The organism is Pantoea sp. F_5 (genome assembly GCF_008631595.1).
GTDB classification, from domain to species: domain Bacteria; phylum Pseudomonadota; class Gammaproteobacteria; order Enterobacterales; family Enterobacteriaceae; genus Pantoea; species Pantoea gossypiicola.
In genome coordinates, this window is sequence record NZ_VWUO01000002.1 from 74,045 (window position 1) to 96,984 (window position 22,940).

The following is a 22,940-nucleotide window of genomic DNA, read 5'->3' on the forward strand; positions in this document are numbered from 1 at the left end:
CGGGGTTTCACAGGCTGACTGTCACTGCCGGTTAGTTGCTGCGGGCAAAACCCAGCAGGCTCAGCAGGCTGACGAAGATGTTATAGAGCGAAACATAGAGGCTGACCGTTGCGCGGATGTAGTTGGTTTCGCCACCATGAATGATGTTGCTGGTTTCCCACAAAATGGCACCGGCTGAGAACAGGATGAACAGGGCGCTGATAGCCAGATGCAGCGCAGGCAGTTGCAGGAAGATATTCGCAACCACCGCGACCAGCAGCACCACAAAGCCAGCCATCATCATGCCGCCCAGGAAGGACATATCACGACGGGTCGTCAGCACGTAAGCAGAACAGCAGAAGAACACCAGCGCCGTACCGCCCAGTGCCAGCGCTATCACGTCGCCCATGCCTGCGGTCAGGAATGAACTCAGGATAGGACCCAGGCAATATCCCAGGAAGCCGGTAAACGCAAACGCGGCCAGAATACCCATCGGGCTGTTCGCCAGACGGTAGGTTAAAAACATTAAGCCATAAAAGCCGACCAGCATCAGGATCAGACCCGGTGCAGGCAGGGCCAGCAGAGTGCTGGCTGTCGCCGTCACCGCGGAAAAGGCCAGGGTCAGTCCCAGCAGAAAATAGGTATTACGCAGAACTCTGTGCGTAGACAGCAGTGAGGACTGCGATGAGGTGACAATTCTTTCCATGTTGCGCTCCTTTAAGCAGAACACTAATCAGCAGAACACTAAATATGTGCCGAGAATACGCAGGCCATTAAAGAGGGAAAAGGCGTTTTACCCTTCTTTACGCGCTATTCTGCTAATTGTTTGAGCAGAGTGGCGATTTTCACAGCGAAAAATCGCAATCTGGCTGTTTTTCAGGCGAATAGACAGATAGATGCTTTACATCGCTAAACGGGATGTTTATAGTGCGCGTCATTGCGGAGGGGTGGCCGAGCGGCTTAAGGCAGCGGTCTTGAAAACCGCCGATGGGAAACCATCCGAGAGTTCGAATCTCTCCTCCTCCGCCACTTTATCTGCCACGGGCAATAAAGCGGTAAATCAGTAAGTTTACCGAAGCAGTACAGTTTCAAAACGGAGGGGTGGCCGAGCGGCTTAAGGCAGCGGTCTTGAAAACCGCCGATGGGAAACCATCCGAGAGTTCGAATCTCTCCTCCTCCGCCACATTCTACAGGCCAGTACATAGTGCTGGCGTGTTTCGTTTCTGCCATTCCGATTTTTCCTCCAGTCCGAAAAAAGCACGCCTCTTCCGGTGACGCGCGGCAGCGCATTCATCTGCCCGGTGCATCTCTGCTATAGTCCACTCACTGTTTTTGCAAACATCTGGCGCTTTTCTGAGGCGAGCTGAGTTACACTGTTAAATACATCGCTCTGAGGCGAGCTAATCGGTTGATAGCCAGAGTGTTTCTTTACTGAATGAATGGAATAGGCACAATGATCAAGAAACTGAGTCTTTGCGCATTGTCAGTGCTCGCTGCATTGCCGGTCGGAACGGTAGCATTTGCTGCTGATGGCGATATGCAGCTGCAACAGGTGCTGATGTTAAGCCGTCACAATCTGCGCGCGCCGCTGGCCGATAATGGCAGCGTGCTGGAGCAGTCGACCAAAAAGAGCTGGCCGCAGTGGGATGTTCCCGGCGGACAGCTGACTACGAAAGGTGGTGTGCTGGAAGTCTACATGGGTAACTACACCCGTCAGTGGCTGGCACAGCAGGGCCTGGTGAAGAACGGTAGCTGTCCTGACAGCAATAATGTCTTTGTTTATGCGAACAGCCTGCAGCGCACTGTCGCTACCGCGCAGTTCTTTGTCAATGGCGCCTTCCCAGGCTGTGACGTTGCCGTCACGCATCAGGATGAAATGGGTTCCATGGATCCTGTCTTCAATCCGGTCATCACTGATGACAGCGAAGCCTTCAATAAAAAAGCGCTGGCCGCCATGGCCGCTGCCAATGAAAAACTGTCACTGAAGCCTGCCTTCCAGCGGCTGGAAAAGATTGTCGACTACAAAGCTTCTCCTGCCTGTAACAATAAAAAGCGGTGCGACCTTAGCAGTGGTCAGAACACCTTCAGCGCTGAAAACGGTAAAGAGCCTGGTGTCAGCGGTCCGCTGAAAGTGGGTAATTCGCTGATGGATGCGTTCACGCTGCAATATTACGAAGGTTTCCCGCTGGACCAGGTTGCCTGGGGCCAGATCAAAACGCCGGAACAGTGGAAAGAGCTGTCAGCGATTAAAAATGGTTATCAGGATGCGCTGTTCACCAGCCCGGACGTTTCCCGTGAAGTGGCAGCACCGCTGGTGGATTACATCCGCAGTCAGTTAGTGGATCAGGACAAAGCCAACGCGCCGAAAATCACGCTGATGGTCGGCCATGACTCGAACATCGCTTCACTGCTGAGCGCGCTGCAGGTCAAGCCTTATGAGCTGCCTGACACCTGGGAAAAAACGCCAATTGGCGGTCAGGTTGTTTTCGAACGCTGGCATGATGCAAAAAACGATAAAGACCTGCTCAAGGTGGAGTATGTCTATCAGACCGCCGATCAGCTACGCAATGCGGATGTACTGAGCCTGAAGAACCCACCGAAGCGCGTGACGCTGCAGCTGGCGGGTTGTGAAGCCGATGCGAATGGCTATTGCAGCTGGGATCAGTTCTCTCAGGTGCTGAATGCTGCACTGCAGGGTACACCGATGCAGCCTGCTGCGGCACCACAACCGGCAGCTCAGGCTGACGATGACAGTGCGAAAGCCGCTGCGACGCAGGATGCTGCAGCCAATAAAGCTGAAGCGGACAAAGCAACCGCAGCCAAAGAGAAATCTGACGCAGATAAAGCTGCCGCTGATAAGTCAGATGCGGACAAAGCCGCTGCTGAAAAAGCGAAAGCGGATAAAGCCGCAGCCGATAAAGCTGCCGCAGAAAAGGCAAAAGCAGAAAAGGCAAAAGCGGATAAAGCTGCAGCTGAAAAAGCCGCAGCTGAAAAGGCAAAAGCTGACAAAGCAGCAGAAGAAAAAGCCGCTGCTGAGAAATCGAAAGCCGACAATGCAGCAGAATCAGCCAGTGATAATAAAGCCACGACTGACAAAGCTGACGCTGCAAAAGCGCCTGCAACCACGAAAGATGACAATTCAACGTCAGCGGCTGTGGCCACACAGTAATTGCGCTTTACGGCCGATAATAAAAAACCCCGTCGCGACGGGGTTTTTTTATGGCTGCAGAACGATTAACCCGCCACGACCACCAGTTTCTGGTTAGCAAACTCTTTGATGCCCAGATCAGAAAGCTCACGACCATAGCCTGAACGTTTCACACCACCAAACGGCAGCTCAGCAGAGGTATCGCTCTGAGAGTTGATAAACACCATGCCCGTTTCAATGGCGGAAGCCAGTTTCCGACCCCGTGCAATGTCACGGGTCCAGACCGACCCACCCAGTCCATAGTGGGAGTCGTTCGCCAGCGCTACAGCCGCCTGATCGTCACCCACAACATAAACCTGCGCCACCGGGCCGAAGAACTCCTGATAATAGGCAGGATTATCCGGGGTAATGCCAGTCAGAATGGTGGGCTGATAGAAGCAACCTGTACCTTCAACGGCTTTGCCACCCGTCACCAGTTTTGCGCCATTGGCGACGGCTTCGTCTACCTGTTTTACCAGACGGTCGCGCGCGTCAGCGGAAGAGAGCGGGCCAAGCGTGGTTTTCTCATCCAGCGGATCGCCCAGCGTGGCGGAACTCAGTGCGGCACTGAACTGGCTGATAAAGCGATCGGCAATCTTCTCATGCAGAATGAAACGTTTTGCGGCGGTACAGACCTGGCCGCAGTTGCTGAGACGCGCCTGCACACCCTGACGGACGGCTTCGTCGAGATCGGCATCGTCCAGCACAACAAACACATCATTGCCGCCCAGTTCCAGCGTCGATTTTTTCAGATGCTTACCGGCCTGCTCAGCCACCGCACTGCCCGCGCGCTCGGAACCGGTCAGAGCAACACCCTGAACCCGGTCATCAGCAATCAGATCGGCAACCTGATCGGTGGAGATGAACAGGTTAGTCCAGGCCCCTTCAGGTGCACCCGCTTCACGCACCAGCTTTTCAAAGACATCGGCACAGTGCGGCACGATATTGGCATGTTTTGCCAGCACCGGGTTACCCAGCGCCAGGTTAGGGGCCAGCACGCGCATCAGCTGGTAGTAAGGGAAGTTCCACGGCTCGACAGCAACTAACACACCAATCGGGTGATACTCAACCCAGGCTTCACCCAGTTCGCTGGGATAGGACTGCGGCTGCAGAATACGTTCCGCATTCTCTGCGTAGTAGCGGGCAATCTGCGAACAGATTTTCACTTCGCCACGGCTCTGACCAATCAGTTTCCCCATCTCTTTACTGGCGATGGTGGCCAGTTCTTCCGCACGGCTATCAATCAGGTCAGCCAGTTTTTTCAGTACCTGCAGACGTGGCTGGATTTCACCTTTGCTCCATGACGAATGGAACAGGCGATCGGCGACGTCCAGGGCATGGCTGACAGCGGCCTCATCATGCGACGGCCAGCTTTTCAGCAACTGGTTATTGGCGGGATTAATGCTTTGATAGGAAGACATAGCGTACTCCTTGGTGAGCTAAAAATGAGGGCGGGAAGGTCCCGCCCCTGAATCAGACGTTCTTACGTTCTACGGGCTTGTCATCCCAGGTCAGGAGATCTTTATCGGTTTTTTCGAAGGCACGGATCAGCACGTCATCGCTGCCTTGCTGACGCCAGATCTCTTCTGCCAGTCTTTCATCGTAATTGGCCACTTCGAAAATGGCCTCGGCAATTTCAGGGGAGGTATGACGCAGACTGGCCCATTCGCCAACGTGGTGTGCTTTCGATTGTTCAGTAGACATATTTTTCTCCTTTGTTTAAATCAGTCCTGCAGTTTCACTGTCAGTCCGGCAACATGTTCACCCTGGAAACGGGCAATATTCAGTTCCGCTTCTGTCGGCTGACGCGAACCATCGCCACCCGCCAGCGTGGTCGCACCATAAGGCGTGCCACCGCGAACCTGTGAGATATCGAACAACTCTTTGGTGCCGTAGCCGATAGGCACAATGACCATGCCGTGATGCGCCAGCGTGGTCCAGACCGAGGTAATGGTCTGTTCCTGACCGCCGCCGGTGCCGGTTGAGGTAAAGACGCTGGCAACCTTGCCAAACAGCGCGCCTGACGCCCAGAGACCGCCGGTGCGGTCCCAGAATGTGCGCATCTGTCCGGACATGTTGCCAAAGCGGGTCGGGGTGCCGATGATAATCGCGTCATACTGCGGCAATACCTCAGGCGTCGCTTCTGCTGCCTGCTGATTGGTTTTACCGCCCACCTGTGCAAAGCGATCGGCCTCCATCGTTTCTGGTACCCGCAGGATATCCACTTCCGCACCGGGAACCCGACGAGCGCCTTCTGCAACCGCGTTCGCCATCGTTTCAATATGTCCGTACATCGAGTAATAGAGCACCAGAATTTTGGCCATAAATCTCTCCAGGTGGTTTTGACGTCCAGAAAAGTATAGAAGAGCTTTCGTTTTACGCAGGCGATGGTTAGTCCGCAGTAGATGAGTCGGGCATTAAATCTGCAGCTAATCGGTTGTAAGCTGGCAGAATGTTCGTTGTTTAATCAAATTGCTGGTGATTACTCTGTTGCTAAATGTGACTGTCGGGCGAGTTAAAGCAGAATCTGGCTATTATTTAACCATGAGTTGAATTCGGCTTCTGGCCGTCAGCTCTCTGCTATTTCATTCTTATTTATCGCACTACGCGACAGGAGCAAATCATGACAGCACATCGTGGAGGTTCAGGAAATTTTGCTGAGAACCGTGAACGTGCCGCAGAAGCAGGGCGTAAAGGGGGCAAAAACAGCGGCGGTAATTTCAAAAACGATCCGCAGCGCGCCGCGCGTGCCGGTGAGAAGGGCGGGCGCAGTAGTCCAAAAAAAGCGGACGCATAATCCCACTCTGCCGCCGGTTGAGGCCGGCGGTTAACGTCGTTGCTTTTCCCGCTCGCTCTACCCACAATATCGTCCGGACACATCATCAGGTGAATTATGTCGGACACACCCCGCGGTTTAACCCTGCGCCTGACGCGGCAGGAGCTGGTATTACTGTTTATCACCATGATCTGGGGCGGCACCTTTCTGGTGGTGCATCGTGCGATGCAGCACGCCGGCCCGTTCTTCTTTGTCGGCCTGCGTTTTGCCACTGCCGCACTGCTGCTGGCGCTCTTTTTTCGCCGTTATCTGGCCGGCATGACCTGGCTGGAAGTGAAAGCGGGCGCACTGATTGGCCTGTCTATTGCCGGAGGTTATGGTCTTCAGACCTGGGGCATGCAGACTATTTCCAGCAGTCAGTCCGCCTTTCTTACTGCGCTTTATGTTCCGGTGGTGCCGCTACTGCAGTGGCTGTTTTTACGCCGTCCGCCGGGATTAATGTCGTGGCTGGGGATTGTGCTGGCATTTACCGGCCTGCTGCTGGTGGCGGGGCCGCAGGATGGCCGTATCAGCCTGAACGCCGGTGAAATAGCGACACTGCTCAGTACCCTGGCGATTGCCGCCGAGATTATCTTAATCAGCCGCTATGCCGGTCAGGTTGATGTACGCCGCGTGACGCTAATCCAGCTGGCGGTGGCGTCACTGTGTGCTTTTGCGCTGATGATCCCCAATGGCGAAACGGTGCCCGCGATCTCAACGCCACTGCTGCTCAGCGCGCTGGGGCTGGGCGCGGCCAGCGCCCTGATTCAGGTCACCATGAACTGGGCGCAACGCAGCGTTTCGCCAACCCGCGCAACGGTGATTTATGCCGGGGAACCGGTCTGGGCGGGCGTGGTAGGGCGTATTGCCGGTGAGCGACTGCCTGCGCTGGCGTTGCTGGGTGGAGCGCTGATTGTCTGCGGGGTTATCGTCAGTGAACTACGGCTGAAACGGAAAAAAGCGGTGCAGCCTGCTGCTACACCGCTGGAGTAGTTAACCCTGTTGTCGCGCCAGCGGTTCATCCTGCTGTGTCGCACTGCGTCGGCGCAGAATGGCATTGAGGATAATCGCGCCAAAGGTAGCAGTGCCGATCCCGCCAAGCGTGAAAGAGCCGATTTTCAGCGCGAAATCCCCTGCGCCGAGCACCAGCGTGGTGGCGACCATAATCAGGTTACTGTTCTGACCTAAATCGACGTGGTTCTGCACCCAGATGCGTGCGCCCGCCACCGCAATCAGCCCAAACACCACAATGGATGCGCCGCCAATCACCGGGGCCGGAATGGTGTGGATCAGCGCACCAAACTTTGGTGAGAAACCGGCGAGGATGGCGATAACAGCTGCGGCGACAAACGCCAGCGTGGAGTAGACCTTAGTCACGGCCATCACCCCGATGTTCTCAGCATAGGTGGTTACGCCACTGCCGCCAATCGAGCCGGAGAGCATTGTGGCCAGTCCATCGCCCACAAAGGCGCGTCCCATGTAAGGGTCGAGGTTACGGCCAGTCATGCCCGCCACGGCTTTCAGATGCCCCAGATTTTCCGCCACCAGGATAATGGCGACGGGGGCGATCAGCACCATCGCCTGCAGATCAAAGGTCGGTGTGGTGGTATGCGGCAGGCCAAACCAGGCTGCCTGTGACAGCAGCGTAAAATCGACCGGCTTGCCTAGCCCCAGAACGTTAGTCAGCAGCGCATAGATCGCCCAGGCCATAATCAGGCCGACCAGAATCAGCAGACGCTGTACCATCCCGCGGGTAAACACCGCCACAAGACCGATACAGAGTACGGTCATCACCGCGACCCAGCTGTCGAATGAAGAGGCGGAGACGCTATGAACCGCGATGGGGGCCAGATTCAGCCCGATCGCCATCACCACCGCGCCGGTCACTACCGGCGGCATCAGGTTTTCGATCCAGCGTGTGCCGGACTTCATGACCACCAGCCCAATCAGCGTGTAGAGTATGCCGCAGGCGATAACGCCGCCCAGCGCCACGCTGAGGTTTTGATTCAGCCCCTGACCGCTGAAGCCGGTCACCGCAATCACTACGCCAACAAAGGCGGCGCTCGACCCGAGATAGCTGGGCACGCGACCACCGGTTATAAAGAAGAACAGCAGGGTGCCAATACCCGAGACCAGAATCGCCAGATTGGGATCCAGCCCCATCAGCAGCGGCATCAGCACCGTTGCGCCAAACATCGCCACCGCGTGCTGCAAACCCAGCACCAGCGTCTGCCCCAGCGGCAGTGTTTCATCCGGGGCGATAATGCCGTTTTCAGTCAGTGCCGACTTCTTTTGCCATTGCGGAAACCATGATCGTGCCATCGTCTACTCCAGAGCGTGATGAATGCCGGTAAATTTCAGGGAAGAGTTATCAGGCTTCCTGCCGCATCAGGGGATGATAGCCCCGGTCAAACCACATAAGGCCGTGGGTATCATCATTTCGCACTATGCCCACGACTTCACAGAACAGCGTGTCATGCGTACCGACGCTGACAATCTGCGTAATGCGGCAGTCAAAGGAGGCAACCGCGCCGCTCAGTACTGGCGAGCCGGTCACGGCCGTCGACCACTCAGCGGCACTAAAACGCTCGGCCATCGGCGTTTTCCCGCCAAACAGAGTGGAGAGCGCTTCGTGTCCCGCCGCCAGCGTATTAACGCAGAGCTGCATGTTTTCGCGGAACACCGGATAGACCGAGGCCGAGCGGTTCAGGCAGACCAGCAGCGTGGGCGGCGAATCGGTGACGCTGCACACCGCTGAGGCGGTAAAGCCTGCGCGTCCGGCAGGACCTTCCGTCGTGATGATGTTGACCGCAGCGCCCAGTCGAGACATCGCATGACGAAACGCCGTTTTCTCAACGGCGGGGGTAAGGGTATCCAGGCTCATAGTCTTCTCCGTTAAGGGCTATCCGGCGACGCGCTGCAACGGCTGCACGTCATCAGTCTGATCCAGCCACTGCAGCAGCAGGGCATTGAATTTTTCGGGGTCAGTAACGCTCATAGCGTGGCCGCCCCAGGTCATCATCTCTTCAGTGGCGTTCGGCAGCGCCGCGGCCAGCTCGGTTGAACAGCTCCACGGCACCAGCAGATCGTCCTGGCTGGCAATCACCAGCACCGGTTGCGGGATGGTGGCAGCCCGTGCGCTGAAGTCGGCGCTCATCAGGGCATGCAGCCGTCGCATCAGATTTTCCATCCCCTGAAAATGCGTGACGTGATGGCTATCTTCCTGCTCCAGACGCGTCTGATTATCGGCCATCCATTCAGCAGGATAGAGAAACAACGGCTGAGCGCGGACGAAAGCTTCGACGCCGACATTGAGCAGCAGATCCTGCCGCACCTGGAAGCAGCGGCGGGTATGCGGATGCAGTGTCAGCCAGCCATTGATCACGACGATCCGTTCGATCCGATCCGGATAATCCAGCGCCAGCTGCATTCCCACCAGACCGCCCAGCGCATGACCGATCAGGCTGAAGCGCAGAATGCCGTGTTGCGCCAGCGCGTCGGCCAGCTCCGCCGCCATCATCGCCATGCTGTAGCCTTCCGGTAAGCTGTCCGTGCTGCGACCGGTGCCGCGCTGGTCATAGAGCACGACCCGATAGCGTGCTGTCAGCGCCGCCAGCTGCGGCTGCCAGAAACCCGCCACGCCACCCAGACCGGAAGAGAGCACCAGCGTCGTTGCCTCGGGATTCTGCAGACCCAGAATATCCAGCTGCATCAGACCTCCGGCTTGCCGATGTGCGCCACGCTGGCGATCTCAATCAGCGCGTCAGGCTTGACCAGCCCGCACTGAATGCAGAAACGGGCAGGCTTTTCACCGGGGAAATATTCGGCATAAACCTGATTTACCGCGGCGTAATTCGACCAGTCGGTGATAAAGATCGAGTTAAACGTCACATCGGCCATGTTGCCACCGGCGGTCTCAATCACCTTTTTAATGGTTTCCAGCACATGACGGGTCTGCGCGGCGGCATCACCCACATGGACCACGTTGTTGTCACCATCAAACGGCAGCGTACCCGAGACATAGACCACGCCATCCGCCAGCGTGCCGGGGACAAATGGGGCGATGGGGGCCGTGGTGCCTGGCGGCACAATACTACTTTTCGGCATAGCGACATCCTCTTCGTGGGTTAGCGGGCATTCAGGCTTTCGCAGAAGGTATCGACATCCGATACCCAGCCAAAAAAGGTTTCAATATTGAACAGCGCCGCCTGCTGAGCAAAGGGCGGGCCAGCCTGATAGGTGGCGTCTTCCAGCACCACGCCGAAGTACTCCAGAAAGAAGCCGTCACGCAGCGTCGATTCCACACAGACATTGGTGGCGATGCCGGTGAAAATCAGATGACGGATCCCGCGACTGCGCAGCATGCTGTCGAGCGGGGTGTTATAGAAGCCGCTGTAACGCGATTTTGGCAGCACGATGTCACCGGCTTGTGGCACCAGCTCATCGACCAGCGCATAATCCCAGCCGCCTTTTGACAGCAGCGAGCCCTGCAGTTCGGGCCGTTTACGCATGGTTTTCAGCGCATTCGATTTGTGAAAGTTGGGGGAACCGGTATCTCCGGCTTCAACGTAGTCACTGTCCCAGCCGTTCTGGAACCAGATGATCTGCACGCCGGCCGCACGCGCCGCCGTCACCGCCTGGTGGATCTTCGCAATCACTGGCTTCGTCGCGGAAACATCAAAGCCCGCCAGGTCGAGGTAACCCCCTTCAGTGGCATAGGCGTTCTGCATATCCACGACAATCAGCGCCGTCTGGCCTGGCGGAAAAGCGATCGGCTCCGGACGAGCAGGCAGTTCAACCTGCGGAACATCCGGCGTGTGGGCGCAGTAAACAGTATTCATCATGCCACCTCCTTCTGTGCGTCCAGCAGGGCGCTGCGACAGCTCATCAGCGGCTGGATGTGTTGTCCGAAGTTCTCAATACCTTGCAGGAAATCATCAAAGGTCAGCAGCACACCGTGAGTGCCTTCAACCTGCGCCACTTCATCCAGCATCCGCGCCACGCTGGCGTATGACCCCACCAGGGTACCCATATTGATGTTGACGGCCGAGGTCGGGTCTGCCATCTGGCGCACATTGGTGTCGCTGCCTGATTTGGTATCCTGTTGACTCTGGGTAGTGAGCCACGAGAGCGCCTCTTCGTCTGCACCAGCTTTGTAGTGTTCCCACTTAGCCCGCGCCTCTTCATCTGTTTCGGCGGCAATGATCATAAACAGTACGTAGGAGCCGACTTCGCGGCCCGCTTTTTCTGCGGCCTGCTTCATGCGAATCGAAGTCGAACTGAACGCAGCAGGCGTGTTAACCCCTTTGCCGAAGCAGAAGTTGTAATCGGCGTGCTGAGCGGAGAAGGCCATACCGGCATCGCTCTGTCCGGCGCAGATCACCTTCATCGGACGCTGCGGCTGTGGACTGACGCGGCAGTCATTCATCGTGAAGAACTCACCTTTGAAGTCCGATTTTCCGGTGCCCCACAGGTCGCGCAGCACGGTAACGTACTCGGTCAGATAAGAATAACGGCTGCCGAAGTACTCATCGCCTGGCCACATTCCCATCTGTTCATATTCTGGTTTCTGCCAGCCGGTCACCAGATTAACGCCGAAACGACCGCCTGAAATGGAATCAATCGTGGATGCCATGCGCGCCACAATCGCCGGAGGCAGCGTCAGGGTGGCCGCGGTGGCGTAGATTTCGATGCGTGAGGTGACGGCCGCCAGGCCCGCCATCAGGGTGAATGACTCCAGGTTATGATCCCAGAACTCTGTTTTTCCGCCGAAGCCGCGCAGTTTGATCATCGAGAGCGCAAAGTCGAAGTGGTAATGCTCTGCTTTCAGCACGATGGCTTTGTTCAGTTCAAAGGTCGGCATGTACTGCGGCGCGTTGGACGAAATCAGCCAGCCATTGTTACCAATCGGAATAAAGACGCCTATCTTCATGTGAAACCTCGTTGCGATGGGGGAAAGGTGTTTCACGCGCTGCACTGCATCCTGCTACATCCGTATAAGCTGCGCTCAGTCACAATTCTGCAAACGGTGTGCCACATTTTTTATTCTTATAAATAACAAATAGTTAAAATTAACCCATAAGAGGTAAGTGGAGTAACTGGTCCATTTCGGACCATCTGGTCAAAATTCACTGCACATTTTGCATGCAGGCTGAGCAAAAAAGGTGCAGGGCGCGGATTGGGCAGCGACTCATCCCTTTGCTATGATGCGCTGACACCAGAAGGATGAGGTAAACGTGTGAATAGCGATGAAAAAAAGCCAACGCGTCGTTCGCGTGCGGTGGCAGCGAAGCGGGCTGCCATACTGGAAGCGGCGTTAACCTTCTTCTCACAGTTTGGCATTCACGGCACCAGCCTCGATAAGGTGGCCGAACGGGCCGATGTCTCTAAAACTAATCTGCTCTACTATTTTCCCTCTAAAGAAGTGCTCTATGTGGCGGTGCTTAAACAGATTCTGGATGTCTGGCTGGCACCCTTGCGCGCGCTTGCGCACGATCAGGATCCGCTGGTGGCCATACGGCGTTATATCCGGCTAAAGCTGGAAGTATCGCGCGATCATCCGCAGGCTTCCCGGCTGTTCTGCCTGGAGATGCTGCAGGGCGCACCCTTACTGAAAGGAGAACTGGCGGGCGATCTCAAACAACTGGTGGATGACAAAGCGGCTATTATTGAACGCTGGATTGATGAAGGACGGCTGGCGGGCGTACAGCCACAGCACCTGATCTTTATGCTGTGGGCCACCACGCAACATTACGCCGACTTTGCCACCCAGGTTGAGGCCGTGACTGGTCAGACGCTCAGCGATCCGGCGTTTTTCGATCAGACCGTCGAAAACGTCCAGCGAATGATCATTGAAGGAATTCGCGTACGCTAATTCAGGACACATTCACAATTCGGTGACGGAGTGAATCAATGGATTCTGTTTCGCAGTTGGTATTGGGTGCTTCGGTCAGTGTGGCGGTGATGGGACGTCGGGTGCCGATCTGGCAGGCTGCGCTGGTGGGTGGCGTCTGCGGCACCTTACCCGATCTGGATGTGTTTATTGACCATGGCGATGCGATACGCAACATGACGCTGCATCGCACGGAAACACATGCGCTGCTCTGGCTTACGCTGATCTCCCCTCTGATCGCATGGGGGATTGCAGGACTTTTTCGTCAGCGGGTGAAGTGGGCGGTGTGGTGGCCCGCGGTCTGGCTGGCGCTGATTACTCATCCGCTGCTTGATTTAATGACGGTGTATGGGACCCAGCTTGGCCTGCCGATCACCGATTATCCTTATGCCATTGGCAGTATCTACATCGTCGATCCCTTCTATACGCTGCCGTTGCTGATAGGGCTGGGTGTCGCGCTGTGGCGTCGTGGTGACAGAGGCATGCGCGGGAACCGGATCGGGCTGGCGCTGAGTACGCTTTATCTGGTCTGGAGCGTGGTCATTCAGGGCATGGCAGGCTGGCAGATTCGTGATTCGCTGACGGCGCAGGGCATTGCGGCCAATAAAGTCCTGGTGACGCCTACGGCCTTTAATACCCTGGTCTGGCGCAGCGTAATTATGACGGCGGATCGCTATGGCGAAGCTTACTGGTCACTGTTGTCGCCCTCGCGTCCGCTGCAGGTCACGTGGTATCCACGTCATCCTGAACTGTTCGACGCCTTCCGGGGCAGCGGGTATGCAGAACGTGTCGCCTGGTTCAGCCACGGCTTCTACGCTTTGCGTGAGCAGGATGGGCAGACCACGATAGCCGACCTGCGCATGGGCGAAGGCGATAACTATACCTTCACCTTTGGCCTGGGCACGCCTCAGCAGCCCGATTCGCGGCCGCAGCGCTTACCTTATGAGCGCCCCACGTTGTCCGCCATTTTCTCTGCGCTGGGTGAACGCCTGTAAAAAAAGCCCGGTCAGGGGACCGGGCTTTTAACATGTCGTCAGCGATTAACGGCTGCGGCGATGACGCAACGTCCAACCCACACCCAGCAGCACAAACCAGAGAGGCGTGACCATCAGCGCCTGGCGCGTATCTTCCTGCAGCGTCAGCAGCACCAGCACAAATGCAAAGAAGGCCATGCAGACCCAGCACATAAATTTGCCCAGTGGCATCTTAAAGGCCGATCTGGCATGGCGCTCAGGATGCTTTTTACGGTAAGCCAGATAGCTGCACAGAATGATGGTCCAGACGAACATAAACAGAATGGCTGAAACGGTGGTCACCAGCGTAAAGACCTTCATCACATCCGGGATCAGATAGATCAACGCCACACCGAGCAGCAGACACAGGCAGGAGAAGAACAGGCCGGTAGTCGGGACCGCACGGGCAGAGAGACGGCCAAACGCGCGGCTCGCGACGCCTTGCTGCGACAGGCCATAGAGCATACGGCTGGTGGAGAAGATGCCGCTGTTGGCTGAAGAGGCGGCAGAGGTCAGCACGACAAAGTTAACGATACTCGCCGCAGCAGGCAGGCCAATCAGCACGAACATCTCGACAAACGGACTGCGGTCGGCCATCACCTGGGTCCACGGCGTCACCGCCATGATCACCATCAGCGCCAGCACATAAAACATGATGACCCGCAGTGGAATCGCGTTAATCGCGCGCGGTAAGACTCTATGTGGATCGTGGGTTTCAGCGGCTGCCGTTCCGACCAGTTCAATGCCGACAAAGGCAAACACTGCAATCTGGAATCCGGCAAAGAAGCCGCTGAGTCCTTTCGGGAACATCCCGCCGTGATCCCAGATGTTGCTCAGCGCCGCGGTGCCGCCACCGGGTGAAGGGTAGTGAATCGATACCAGCACAATCCCTGTGACGATCAGCGCGACAATGGCGACGATTTTGATTATCGCGAACCAGAACTCCAGCTCACCAAACAGCTTAACCGTGGCGATGTTCAGCGCCAGAAAAACCACCACACAGAGCAGGGCGCTCATCCAGACCGAAAAGCCCGGGAACCAGAGCTGGAAATAGGCGCTGATGGCCACGACGTCGGCGATACCGGTGACTACCCAGCAGAACCAGTAAGTCCAGCCGGTAAAATAGCCCGCCCACGGTCCAAGCAGATCCGCGGCAAAATCGCTGAAAGACTTGTATTCAAGGTTGGAAAGCAGCAGCTCTCCCATAGCGCGCATCACGAAGAACAGCATAAAGCCGATGATCATATAGACGAAAATGATCGAGGGACCAGCCAGGCTAATGGTTTTACCGGAACCCATAAACAGGCCAGTACCGATAGCACCCCCTATGGCAATCAGCTGAATATGGCGATTATGCAGGTTGCGCTGTAGCTTGTCGGGCGCGTCGTGCGCGCGTGCGGTTTCTTTAGATTGGTCGACCATAGAATTGTCTTTCCTGTCTTGATGTTGTGTCAGCTCTGCTGGCTGTTAGTAAACGCATCTGCCCAAGGGGCAAGTGGGCATAAGATAGAGGAAGAGGGCCGGAATCGGGTAACGCTTTTTTATCAATTGTGAAGCCTGATGCTCCGCAAGCCGTAATAACGGGCAGTTTCGTTCAATCCTGCGTCAGTCTGGGTAATTATTCATCACGTTATGTCAGGCAGACGGCGTGAAGCGGAATGTGCTTCTACACTTTTTAGTTATTAATCATTATGCTGCAAAGGGAATTATGCGCACGCTTATCCTGTTTCTGCTGTTAATTGCGCTGGGATGGGTCAGCTTACCCTGGCTTAAGCAGCATCTCCCGCCGCAGTTCAATCCTTTTATACCGCTCTCCGTCACCGATCCTCCAGGCTGGATGACGCAGATAAAGATGAAAAGGCTGGACCAGGATCCCGACGAATGTCTGGCGGTGATGCGTCGTGCCCAACAGGCGGGATGGGTCAGTTTCAGCGAACGTCCGGCCGTCACGGGCAACTGTCCGATCAGCCATCCACTGCGAATTCAGAAATTTGGCCCGGTCAGCCTCAGCAGCAGCTTTCTCGCCAGCTGTCCAATGGCCATCGCCAGCACCATGTATGCCCTGCGCAGCCGGGAACAGATTGCCCGGGATATGCACAGTCCACTGGTACGAATTACCCATGTCGGCAGCTATGCCTGTCGTAATATTTATCATCGCGCAGAGGGGCGGCTTAGTGAGCATGCCACCGCCGATGCCTGGGATGTGACCGGCTTCCAGCTGGCTGATGGCCAGCGGCTTGAGGTCAGTCGTCACTGGCAACAGCCAAAAGAGAAAGCGGCCATGCTGCACACGCTGTGGCGTGGCGGCTGTGACGTATTCGGCAATGCGCTGGGGCCGGACTACAACGCCGCGCACGCCTCACATTTTCATCTGGGTATGCGTGGCGCGGGCTACTGCCGATAAATCATCAGGCAGGATTAAGACCGTGTTTGATTAAGAATCAACCTGCCGGTAAGGGAAAAACTAAACCAGTTATCATTGCCAGCGCAGACATACCTGACAATGAGCAGCAACAAATCAGGCGGCCGATCGGGCAGCCTTTTTCAGGGCCGTGAGTTACAACAGAAAAGTGCCCATAAATGCAATCAGCGGTAAACTTTCACCGTCTTATCTGAACAGGGCGAGCAACATCTGGATGAAATTAATTCACGAGGCTGCAAAGTGAATTAAGGGAAATTAACTGCATCGATAAAGTGTGCAGCATCAAATAACGATAGGGGTTTTTCACTTTGAATTTTTCAGTGATTTAGGTGTGTGACTATCGGTATAGTGATTTTCATGACTAACATAGCGTCAGCGTTGAGCGTACTGTTGCCATAACGTACTATCGGAATAAATAGTGATCTGCGCCACGTATTATGTTAAGGCAGGAGACAGATAAAGCTGATTTTCTTTAATGCCCTGCTTTCGGCTCAGATTACTCGCACTCAAAAAGACTGTTTAAGGGCTGAGCGGGTCAATTTGTCCGCTAGTCATTGCAGCCGGGCAGAATATTCTTATTAAACAACTCTTCGCTACGCCTGTCGGACAGCTAAGGAAAAGGGAGCAGAATCAGCATCGAGAGGCGGCAGATGTAGTCTGCGCACCTGTTACCTTTTTCGGTTAGAGAGGCGCGTGCTTCCGTACAGAGGGACTGATAGCAGCAATGGGACATCGCCTGGCGAGCAGAGCTTATTTCCTGATAAAAAATATGTCAGCAGTTTTCGACTGCCGCTTCGCTTATTGAGATGCAATTAACGCATTGTTTACGCATTATTTACTCAACATCCCGTAGACCGATTCAATATTCCCGGCAGCTTTTCGAAAGCTGAGGTAAAATTGATTCATTGCCAGGGATTGAATTTCTATCAGAAAAATCTTATTCTCCTGGGGTGATTGAAATTGCTGTGGCCGGCCTCACATTACTGGGGCTGGGGCATTTTTTCACTGCGCCATAACGGTGAATGGCATTATGCGCTGTATAGGGTGAGGGGTTCACCTCAACGATAAATTAATTTTCTACTATTAATTAAATTTATCCGATGAATCCGAATGAATAATACCGGAAGGGCGAGTGAAATTAACGCTGAGGCAATATGAGTACTGAAAACTATTTCGCCTGGCGAAGTGAGGTGAAAGAAAAATTTCAGGCATTAACGGCTTCTTCTGAATTGAAGGCGTTATTGCAACAGTTTACTGAATCATTAGGCTTCGATTATTTTGCCTTTTTGATTCAGCATCCGGTGCCATTTACCCGGCCGCGTATTCATTTACATAGCACCTATCCCAAATTATGGGTTAACCGTTATGAGAAGCAGAATTATTACGCTGTCGATCCGGTGCTCACATTGTGTCAGCGACCGGGCAGAGGGATGGCCTGGATAGAAGAACAGTTCGCTGACGCCGGCAATCTTTGGCATGAGGCGAGAGAATATGGGCTGCAGAGCGGATTTTCTTGCTCCGCAATGGCACCAAATCGCGTCATTGGTATATTATCTATATCGTCGCAACAGCCCATTTCTGTCCAGCTCCGCCATGCTGAGCTGGAGGTGAAACTACACCTTTTAGCGGAACTAAGCCTGGATACGCTGGAACGCTTTAGCGATGATGCAATGATGGTACTAAAAAAAGCGTTTAGTCAGCGCGAGCTGGAAATTCTGAAGTGGACAGCCGAAGGAAAAACGGCGGTCGAAATTTCACTTATTTTATCCATCTCTGAACATACCGTTAACTTTCACCAAAAAAATATGCAAAAGCGTTTCAATGTTTCCAATAAAACGCAGATTGCCTGCTACGCAGCGGCAATCGGACTGATTTGAACATAACACAACTGCTACATTTGGCAGTTCCTTTGTACAGGTCTGTTGTCTACCCTGCGCCGGGGCTTTGCCGGGCTGGCGCAAAGAAATCATTGCAAACATGGGGATGTCAGAGGCGTATGATGAAAATAGTGCAAACGCAATTAAAGGATATGCCATCCTCTTTGCTTGCCGAACTCGGCAGCTACCGTTATAGCGTTTTTGCGCGCGGCGAAGGGTGGTCAATACCCCCGCGCCTGAGCACGCCAGGACAGGAATATGATCGCTACGATCGTTCAGATGTCACCTGGCTAATCGCATGGAATGCGCGCGAGGGCATTAGTGGCTGCGCGCGTCTGATGCCCTGGTTCGAACCTGAGCAGAGTGAGGGCATTGTGCTGCCTTTCAGCCATGAAAAAGTGTGGGAGATGTCGCGCTTCTCGGCACGGCTGGAAGTCGATGCTGAACTGCCGCTGAATATTCTCTGGCACGCGGTACAGCTGGCAGAGCTGAACGGCATGGAGTACATCATCAGTTCGGCAACGCCGATGCTGGAGAAGATGTTTGAGGAGCATGGCGTGGTATATGAGCCGCTGACGCCGGGACTCATTCTGTCAGAAGATAATCTGTTTGCGATCCGTATTCCGGTGGTTCAACCCACTCTGGCAGAGAAATATCGGGGAACACGTCGTTTCAGCCCGGAAGAGGTGCTGCCAACGCTGGGCGTTTCAGTTAACTGGCAGGCACACAGTTAGCGTATTTGCCCCCGCTGCTGGGGGCAAAAAAGCTTACTGACGGTAGGCTGTTTTAATCTGTTTGATGGTATTGCTGAACACTTCCGCCTGAGGCTTGTCGCCCAGCGTCTGCACATAGCGTTCCATGTTAATAATCACTTTTCCGGCATCAGCCTGTCCCATACCTTTCAGAATCAGGGTGATCATCATCTTCAGCCCCGCGATTTCATCCGCTAATTTCCGGGCTTCCTGGGAAGTTGCAAAATCTTCATCGCTCATGCGTTTCTCCTTGGTGAATGACAACGTGTCGACAAACTGTCCGAACAGCAGTGCGTGAGTATATCACAGAGGCAGTAAGTTGCTGAGACGGCCGCTTCGCTTCGCCCGGAAAGGCTGGTTTGTCCAGTACAACTAATCAATCGCTGAAAGTAATCACAGGCTTCATCGGCTCAGCAGTCGCGAGGATGCACGGCTCTGAACCCTGAGGCGAGACGGTGCTAATGCACTGAAAAAACTATCATTTGACGGTTTTTTTGCCATCCGGTCTCAGTTCGTAACCGTCCATCAATCTCGTCTGGATAAACCTGGCAGCAATGATGTAACACTTACACTGTTTTGCTTTGTTGATGTGCTTTTGAGGTAAAAGCGGGTATGATTAACGCCTGAAATCGTGAATTACTTCTTCTTTTTTAGCCTCTGGAGTTTCCCCGTTGATCAGTGTGCTTCTTGTTGATGACCATGAACTTGTCCGCGCGGGTATCCGTCGCATCCTGGAGGATGTGAAAGGCCTGGCTGTGGTCGGAGAGGTCAACTGTGGTGAGGATGCCGCCAGATGGTGCCGTACCAATCAGGTTGATGTGGTCCTCATGGACATGAACATGCCGGGGATCGGCGGACTGGAGGCGACGCGCAAAATCGTGCGTTATAATCCCGATATCAAAATTATCATGCTGACTATTCACACGGAAAATCCGCTGCCTGCTAAGGTTATGCAGGCGGGTGCAGCAGGCTACCTCAGTAAAGGTGCTGCGCCACAGGAAGTGATTAACGCGATTCGCTCAGTGAATGCCGGTCAGCGCTACATCGCGTCAGACATTGCTCAGCAGATGGCGCTGAGCCAGATTGAGCCGCAAAAAGCGGAATCGCCCTTTAGCTGTTTGTCGGAAAGGGAATTGCAGATTATGCTGATGATCACCCGAGGACAAAAGGTGACGGAAATTTCCGAGCAGTTAAATCTCAGTCCTAAAACCGTTAACAGCTACCGTTACCGGATGTTCAGTAAGCTGAATATCAGTGGCGACGTAGAGTTAACGCATCTGGCCATTCGACATGGCCTCTATAATGCGGAGCCGTTAATCAGTAGTGAATGACGTTTTTGATTCCAGAGCCTTTCTGAGTACGGTAACCAGCAAACCCGGTGTTTACCGCATGTATGACGCCTCAGGCACCGTCATCTATGTGGGCAAAGCCAAAGACCTGAAGAAGCGTCTCACCAGCTACTTCCGCACCCAGGTCGGCAGCCGCAAAACCGAAGCGCTGGTCAGCAATATCCAGCACATCGATGTCACCGTTACCCACACCGAAACCGAAGCGCTGCTGCTTGAGCATAACTACATCAAGCTCTATCAGCCGCGCTATAACGTACTGCTGCGCGACGATAAATCGTATCCCTACATTTTTCTTAGCAGTGATACCCATCCGCGGCTGGCGATGCACCGTGGCGCAAAGCATGCCAAAGGTGAATACTTTGGCCCGTTTCCAAATGGTTATGCGGTGCGCGAAACGCTGGGCCTGCTGCAAAAAGTCTTTCCTATCCGCCAGTGTGAAAACAGCGTTTACCGCAATCGCTCCCGGCCCTGTCTGCAATATCAGATTGGTCGCTGTCTTGGTCCCTGTGTCGCGGGCCTGGTCAGTGAAGAGGAGTATGCGCAGCAGACTGATTACGTGCGCCTGTTTTTAGCCGGTAAAGACGATCAGGTTCTCAATCAGCTGGTCAAACGCATGGAAGAAGCAAGCATTGGGCTGCGCTTCGAGGAAGCAGCACGGCTGCGGGATCAGATTCAGGCCGTACGCCGCATCACCGAAAAGCAGTTTGTTTCCAATCAGGGTGATGATCTGGATGTGATGGGTGTAGCTTATGAAGCGGGCATGGCCTGTCTTCACGTGCTGTTTATCCGTCAGGGTAAAGTATTAGGCAGCCGCAGCTACTTCCCGAAAGTGCCGGTAGATACCGATCTTGCCGAAGTGGTTCAGACCTTTGTCGGGCAGTTTTATCTGCAGGGCAGCGAGGCACGCACGCTGCCGGGTGATATTCTGCTGGACTTTACCTTGCCGGAGCGCGAACTGCTGGCGGAGTCGCTCAGTGCACTGGCGGGACGCCGGGTGAATATCCAGAGCAAGCCGCGTGGCGATCGCGCCCGTTATCTTAAACTGGCGCGCACCAACGCCGCGACGGCATTAACCACGCGTCTGTCTCAGCACTCCACGATTCATCAGCGGCTGATGGCACTGGCGGAGTTCCTTGAGCTCGACCGGATCACGCGCATGGAGTGTTTCGATATCAGCCACACCATGGGTGAGCAGACCATCGCATCCTGTGTGGTGTTTGACCAGAACGGTCCGCTGCGTGCTGACTATCGTCGCTATAATATCACCGGTATTACGCCGGGCGATGATTACGCTGCCATGAATCAGGTGTTACGACGCCGGTATGGTAAGGCGATTGAAGAAGATAAAATCCCGGATGTGATTCTGATCGATGGCGGTAAAGGCCAGCTCTCTCAGGCAAAGCAGGTTTTCGCAGAGCTGGATGTGCCGTGGGATAAAAACCGGCCCATTTTACTCGGCGTTGCGAAAGGCAGCGATCGTAAAGCCGGACTGGAGACGCTGTTCTTTGAGGCGGAAGGTGAGGGCGTTTCGCTGCCACCGGATTCGCCCGCGCTGCATGTGATCCAGCACATTCGTGACGACGCTCACAATCATGCTATTTCGGGCCACCGTAAAAAACGGGCTAAAGTAAAGAATACCAGTGCACTGGAGAGCATCGAAGGGGTGGGGCCAAAACGACGTCAGCAACTGCTCAAGTACATGGGGGGCCTGCAACCGCTGATGAATGCGTCGGTAGAGGAGATCGCCAATGTACCGGGTATCTCACACGCGCTGGCAGAAAAAATATACTACTCACTGAAACACTAGCATTGAAACGGGGGGGGCAATGTAGGAACATAGGCTAAATTTTACCTATATCCAGACAGTTACCGGCATATGCAATTAAACATCCCGACGTGTCTCACCCTGTTTCGAGTCGTGCTCATCCCGTTCTTTGTGCTGGCTTTCTATCTGCCGTTCACCTGGGCGCCGCTGGCTACCTCACTGATTTTCGTTTTTGCTGCCATCACTGACTGGTTTGATGGCTTTCTGGCGCGCCGCTGGAAGCAGACCACGCGCTTTGGTGCGTTTCTCGATCCAGTAGCGGATAAAGTGATGGTGGCGATTGCGTTGGTGCTGGTAGCGGAATATTTCCACGCCTGGTGGATCACGCTGCCAGCAGCCACCATGATTGCCCGCGAGATCATTATCTCCGCACTGCGTGAATGGATGGCGGAGATTGGCAAACGCAGCAGCGTGTCGGTTTCCTGGATTGGTAAAGTGAAAACCACCGCGCAGATGTTCTCACTGTTTGCCTTGCTGTGGCGACCTGATGCCACCGTTGTGGCGGTTGGCGTAGTCGCGTTATACATTGCTGCAGTGCTGACTTTCTGGTCTATGTTCCAGTATTTAAGCGCCGCGCGCGGCGATCTGCTCGAACCGTGATCGATACGATTTAAAAAGCAGCAAACGGACGCGCTGTGAGGATAATTTTATTGACTCATTGCGTCATCTAAGTAGAATGCAACGCATCGAACGGCAGCCAGGCTGCCAGAAGATAAATAAAATCAGCAGGTTCGACGAAATTGCTGAAAATTGCGGGAATAGCTCAGTTGGTAGAGCACGACCTTGCCAAGGTCGGGGTCGCGAGTTCGAGTCTCGTTTCCCGCTCCAG

The 22,940-nt window shown here is 54.7% G+C and carries 23 protein-coding genes and 3 tRNA genes; 14 read left to right on the forward strand and 12 right to left on the reverse strand.

All coding sequences use genetic code 11. The annotated features are described in order from the left end of the window. Positions 1-31: 31 nt before the first annotated feature. Entirely contained in the window at positions 32-685 is a 654-nt protein-coding gene (yccA, locus tag F3I44_RS02795; protein WP_003850014.1) for an FtsH protease modulator YccA, read from the reverse strand. Positions 686-920: 235 nt separating this feature from the next. Between yccA and F3I44_RS02800 the strand changes: the two genes are divergently transcribed. From F3I44_RS02800 to agp, 3 genes are all read left to right on the forward strand, one after another. After that, positions 921-1,008, forward strand: a tRNA-Ser gene (locus F3I44_RS02800). 66 nt (positions 1,009-1,074) lie between these two features. Continuing rightward, positions 1,075-1,162, forward strand: a tRNA-Ser gene (locus F3I44_RS02805). Between the two features lie 270 nt (positions 1,163-1,432). Beyond that, entirely contained in the window at positions 1,433-3,148 is a 1,716-nt protein-coding gene (agp, locus tag F3I44_RS02810; RefSeq protein ID WP_190285883.1) for a bifunctional glucose-1-phosphatase/inositol phosphatase, read from the forward strand. 65 nt (positions 3,149-3,213) lie between these two features. Here agp and F3I44_RS02815 read toward each other — a convergent pair whose 3' ends face one another. From F3I44_RS02815 to wrbA, 3 genes are read right to left on the reverse strand one after another with little or no spacing between them, the layout of a single operon-like run. Beyond that, a complete protein-coding gene (locus F3I44_RS02815; protein WP_150009829.1) occupies positions 3,214-4,587 on the reverse strand; it encodes an NAD-dependent succinate-semialdehyde dehydrogenase in 1,374 nt (457 codons plus the stop codon). A gap of 52 nt (positions 4,588-4,639) precedes the next feature. Then, a complete protein-coding gene (locus tag F3I44_RS02820; RefSeq protein WP_003850006.1) occupies positions 4,640-4,870 on the reverse strand; it encodes a YccJ family protein in 231 nt (76 codons plus the stop codon). Positions 4,871-4,890: 20 nt separating this feature from the next. Then, positions 4,891-5,490 carry an NAD(P)H:quinone oxidoreductase gene (gene wrbA / locus F3I44_RS02825; protein WP_150009827.1) on the reverse strand — a complete coding sequence of 200 codons (600 nt, stop codon included), beginning with the start codon at positions 5,488-5,490 and terminating at the stop codon, positions 4,891-4,893. A gap of 299 nt (positions 5,491-5,789) precedes the next feature. Between wrbA and F3I44_RS02830 the strand changes: the two genes are divergently transcribed. Continuing rightward, entirely contained in the window at positions 5,790-5,963 is a 174-nt protein-coding gene (locus F3I44_RS02830) for a general stress protein (RefSeq protein WP_003850002.1), read from the forward strand. A 96-nt stretch (positions 5,964-6,059) separates the two neighbouring features. Next, the gene (locus F3I44_RS02835) at positions 6,060-6,974 is read left to right on the forward strand and encodes a DMT family transporter (protein ID WP_150009825.1); all 915 of its coding nucleotides are present in this window, start codon (positions 6,060-6,062) and stop codon (positions 6,972-6,974) included. On the opposite strand, the gene rutG is transcribed toward F3I44_RS02835, so the two are convergent. Genes rutG through rutA form a run of 6 tightly spaced genes read right to left on the reverse strand, consistent with a single transcriptional unit; the run spans position 6,975 to position 11,913 of the window. Beyond that, positions 6,975-8,303, reverse strand: coding sequence for a pyrimidine utilization transport protein G (gene rutG / locus F3I44_RS02840; RefSeq protein WP_150009823.1), 1,329 nt, complete (start codon positions 8,301-8,303; stop codon positions 6,975-6,977). 49 nt (positions 8,304-8,352) lie between these two features. Beyond that, positions 8,353-8,865: an NADH-dependent FMN reductase RutF gene (gene rutF, locus F3I44_RS02845; protein ID WP_150009821.1), complete on the reverse strand. Its 513-nt coding sequence runs from the start codon at positions 8,863-8,865 to the stop codon at positions 8,353-8,355. An 18-nt stretch (positions 8,866-8,883) separates the two neighbouring features. Next, positions 8,884-9,693, reverse strand: a complete 810-nt coding sequence (rutD, locus tag F3I44_RS02850; RefSeq protein ID WP_150009819.1) for a pyrimidine utilization protein D — start codon at positions 9,691-9,693, stop codon at positions 8,884-8,886. Further along, the gene (gene rutC, locus F3I44_RS02855) at positions 9,693-10,088 is read right to left on the reverse strand and encodes a pyrimidine utilization protein C (RefSeq protein ID WP_150009817.1); all 396 of its coding nucleotides are present in this window, start codon (positions 10,086-10,088) and stop codon (positions 9,693-9,695) included. The genes rutD and rutC overlap by 1 nt, the downstream gene beginning before the upstream one ends. A 20-nt stretch (positions 10,089-10,108) precedes the next feature. After that, positions 10,109-10,822 carry a pyrimidine utilization protein B gene (gene rutB / locus F3I44_RS02860; RefSeq protein WP_150009937.1) on the reverse strand — a complete coding sequence of 238 codons (714 nt, stop codon included), beginning with the start codon at positions 10,820-10,822 and terminating at the stop codon, positions 10,109-10,111. Beyond that, positions 10,822-11,913, reverse strand: coding sequence for a pyrimidine utilization protein A (rutA, locus tag F3I44_RS02865; protein ID WP_150009815.1), 1,092 nt, complete (start codon positions 11,911-11,913; stop codon positions 10,822-10,824). Before rutA ends, rutB begins: the two co-directional genes overlap by 1 nt. A gap of 306 nt (positions 11,914-12,219) precedes the next feature. On the opposite strand from rutA, the gene rutR reads away from it, so the two are divergent. Together rutR and F3I44_RS02875 are read left to right on the forward strand one after the other, a co-directional pair. After that, positions 12,220-12,855 (forward strand): HTH-type transcriptional regulator RutR, encoded by a 636-nt coding sequence (gene rutR / locus F3I44_RS02870; protein WP_033732203.1) that lies wholly within the window; start codon positions 12,220-12,222, stop codon positions 12,853-12,855. A 38-nt stretch (positions 12,856-12,893) separates the two neighbouring features. After that, positions 12,894-13,868, forward strand: coding sequence for a metal-dependent hydrolase (locus tag F3I44_RS02875; protein ID WP_150009813.1), 975 nt, complete (start codon positions 12,894-12,896; stop codon positions 13,866-13,868). A 45-nt stretch (positions 13,869-13,913) separates the two neighbouring features. Here F3I44_RS02875 and cycA read toward each other — a convergent pair whose 3' ends face one another. Continuing rightward, positions 13,914-15,308, reverse strand: a complete 1,395-nt coding sequence (cycA, locus tag F3I44_RS02880) for a D-serine/D-alanine/glycine transporter (protein WP_150009811.1) — start codon at positions 15,306-15,308, stop codon at positions 13,914-13,916. A gap of 286 nt (positions 15,309-15,594) precedes the next feature. Between cycA and F3I44_RS02885 the strand changes: the two genes are divergently transcribed. The 3 genes from F3I44_RS02885 to F3I44_RS02895 all read left to right on the forward strand — a co-directional run bounded on the left by F3I44_RS02885 (position 15,595) and on the right by F3I44_RS02895 (position 18,919). Next, a complete protein-coding gene (locus tag F3I44_RS02885; RefSeq protein WP_150009809.1) occupies positions 15,595-16,290 on the forward strand; it encodes an extensin family protein in 696 nt (231 codons plus the stop codon). Positions 16,291-17,462: 1,172 nt separating this feature from the next. Then, positions 17,463-18,185: a transcriptional regulator SdiA gene (gene sdiA, locus F3I44_RS02890; protein ID WP_150009807.1), complete on the forward strand. Its 723-nt coding sequence runs from the start codon at positions 17,463-17,465 to the stop codon at positions 18,183-18,185. A 122-nt stretch (positions 18,186-18,307) separates the two neighbouring features. Beyond that, the gene (locus F3I44_RS02895) at positions 18,308-18,919 is read left to right on the forward strand and encodes an acyl-homoserine-lactone synthase (protein ID WP_150009935.1); all 612 of its coding nucleotides are present in this window, start codon (positions 18,308-18,310) and stop codon (positions 18,917-18,919) included. Between the two features lie 33 nt (positions 18,920-18,952). Here the strand turns inward: F3I44_RS02895 and F3I44_RS02900 are convergent, their stop codons facing one another. Continuing rightward, complete coding sequence (locus F3I44_RS02900) at positions 18,953-19,177, reverse strand: DUF2594 family protein (RefSeq protein WP_003849983.1); 225 nt, start codon at positions 19,175-19,177, stop codon at positions 18,953-18,955. 431 nt (positions 19,178-19,608) lie between these two features. On the opposite strand from F3I44_RS02900, the gene uvrY reads away from it, so the two are divergent. The 4 genes from uvrY (at position 19,609) to F3I44_RS02920 (ending at position 22,939) form a co-directional block, all read left to right on the forward strand. Next, positions 19,609-20,268 (forward strand): UvrY/SirA/GacA family response regulator transcription factor, encoded by a 660-nt coding sequence (gene uvrY / locus F3I44_RS02905; RefSeq protein WP_150009805.1) that lies wholly within the window; start codon positions 19,609-19,611, stop codon positions 20,266-20,268. Next, entirely contained in the window at positions 20,261-22,093 is a 1,833-nt protein-coding gene (gene uvrC, locus F3I44_RS02910) for an excinuclease ABC subunit UvrC (protein WP_150009803.1), read from the forward strand. The genes uvrY and uvrC overlap by 8 nt, the downstream gene beginning before the upstream one ends. 69 nt (positions 22,094-22,162) lie before the next feature. After that, the gene (gene pgsA / locus F3I44_RS02915; protein ID WP_150009801.1) at positions 22,163-22,711 is read left to right on the forward strand and encodes a CDP-diacylglycerol--glycerol-3-phosphate 3-phosphatidyltransferase; all 549 of its coding nucleotides are present in this window, start codon (positions 22,163-22,165) and stop codon (positions 22,709-22,711) included. A gap of 152 nt (positions 22,712-22,863) precedes the next feature. Next, a tRNA-Gly gene (locus tag F3I44_RS02920) sits at positions 22,864-22,939 on the forward strand. Position 22,940 lies beyond the last annotated feature (1 nt).

Bases quoted from the DNA above. Each gene is read 5' to 3' on its own strand.
- F3I44_RS02820 (WP_003850006.1), bottom strand. From the start codon at position 4,870: ATGTCTACTGAACAATCGAAAGCACACCACGTTGGCGAATGGGCCAGT.
- rutA (WP_150009815.1), bottom strand. From the start codon at position 11,913: ATGAAGATAGGCGTCTTTATTCCGATTGGTAACAATGGCTGGCTGATT.
- agp (WP_190285883.1), top strand. From the start codon at position 1,433: ATGATCAAGAAACTGAGTCTTTGCGCATTGTCAGTGCTCGCTGCATTG.
- F3I44_RS02895 (WP_150009935.1), top strand. From the start codon at position 18,308: ATGAAAATAGTGCAAACGCAATTAAAGGATATGCCATCCTCTTTGCTT.
- F3I44_RS02875 (WP_150009813.1), top strand. From the start codon at position 12,894: ATGGATTCTGTTTCGCAGTTGGTATTGGGTGCTTCGGTCAGTGTGGCG.
- F3I44_RS02900 (WP_003849983.1), bottom strand. From the start codon at position 19,177: ATGAGCGATGAAGATTTTGCAACTTCCCAGGAAGCCCGGAAATTAGCG.
- pgsA (WP_150009801.1), top strand. From the start codon at position 22,163: ATGCAATTAAACATCCCGACGTGTCTCACCCTGTTTCGAGTCGTGCTC.
- F3I44_RS02830 (WP_003850002.1), top strand. From the start codon at position 5,790: ATGACAGCACATCGTGGAGGTTCAGGAAATTTTGCTGAGAACCGTGAA.
- rutC (WP_150009817.1), bottom strand. From the start codon at position 10,088: ATGCCGAAAAGTAGTATTGTGCCGCCAGGCACCACGGCCCCCATCGCC.
- F3I44_RS02885 (WP_150009809.1), top strand. From the start codon at position 15,595: ATGCGCACGCTTATCCTGTTTCTGCTGTTAATTGCGCTGGGATGGGTC.
- wrbA (WP_150009827.1), bottom strand. From the start codon at position 5,490: ATGGCCAAAATTCTGGTGCTCTATTACTCGATGTACGGACATATTGAA.
- rutG (WP_150009823.1), bottom strand. From the start codon at position 8,303: ATGGCACGATCATGGTTTCCGCAATGGCAAAAGAAGTCGGCACTGACT.
- sdiA (WP_150009807.1), top strand. From the start codon at position 17,463: ATGAGTACTGAAAACTATTTCGCCTGGCGAAGTGAGGTGAAAGAAAAA.
- rutB (WP_150009937.1), bottom strand. From the start codon at position 10,822: ATGAATACTGTTTACTGCGCCCACACGCCGGATGTTCCGCAGGTTGAA.
- cycA (WP_150009811.1), bottom strand. From the start codon at position 15,308: ATGGTCGACCAATCTAAAGAAACCGCACGCGCGCACGACGCGCCCGAC.
- F3I44_RS02835 (WP_150009825.1), top strand. From the start codon at position 6,060: ATGTCGGACACACCCCGCGGTTTAACCCTGCGCCTGACGCGGCAGGAG.
- rutF (WP_150009821.1), bottom strand. From the start codon at position 8,865: ATGAGCCTGGATACCCTTACCCCCGCCGTTGAGAAAACGGCGTTTCGT.
- F3I44_RS02815 (WP_150009829.1), bottom strand. From the start codon at position 4,587: ATGTCTTCCTATCAAAGCATTAATCCCGCCAATAACCAGTTGCTGAAA.
- rutD (WP_150009819.1), bottom strand. From the start codon at position 9,693: ATGCAGCTGGATATTCTGGGTCTGCAGAATCCCGAGGCAACGACGCTG.
- yccA (WP_003850014.1), bottom strand. From the start codon at position 685: ATGGAAAGAATTGTCACCTCATCGCAGTCCTCACTGCTGTCTACGCAC.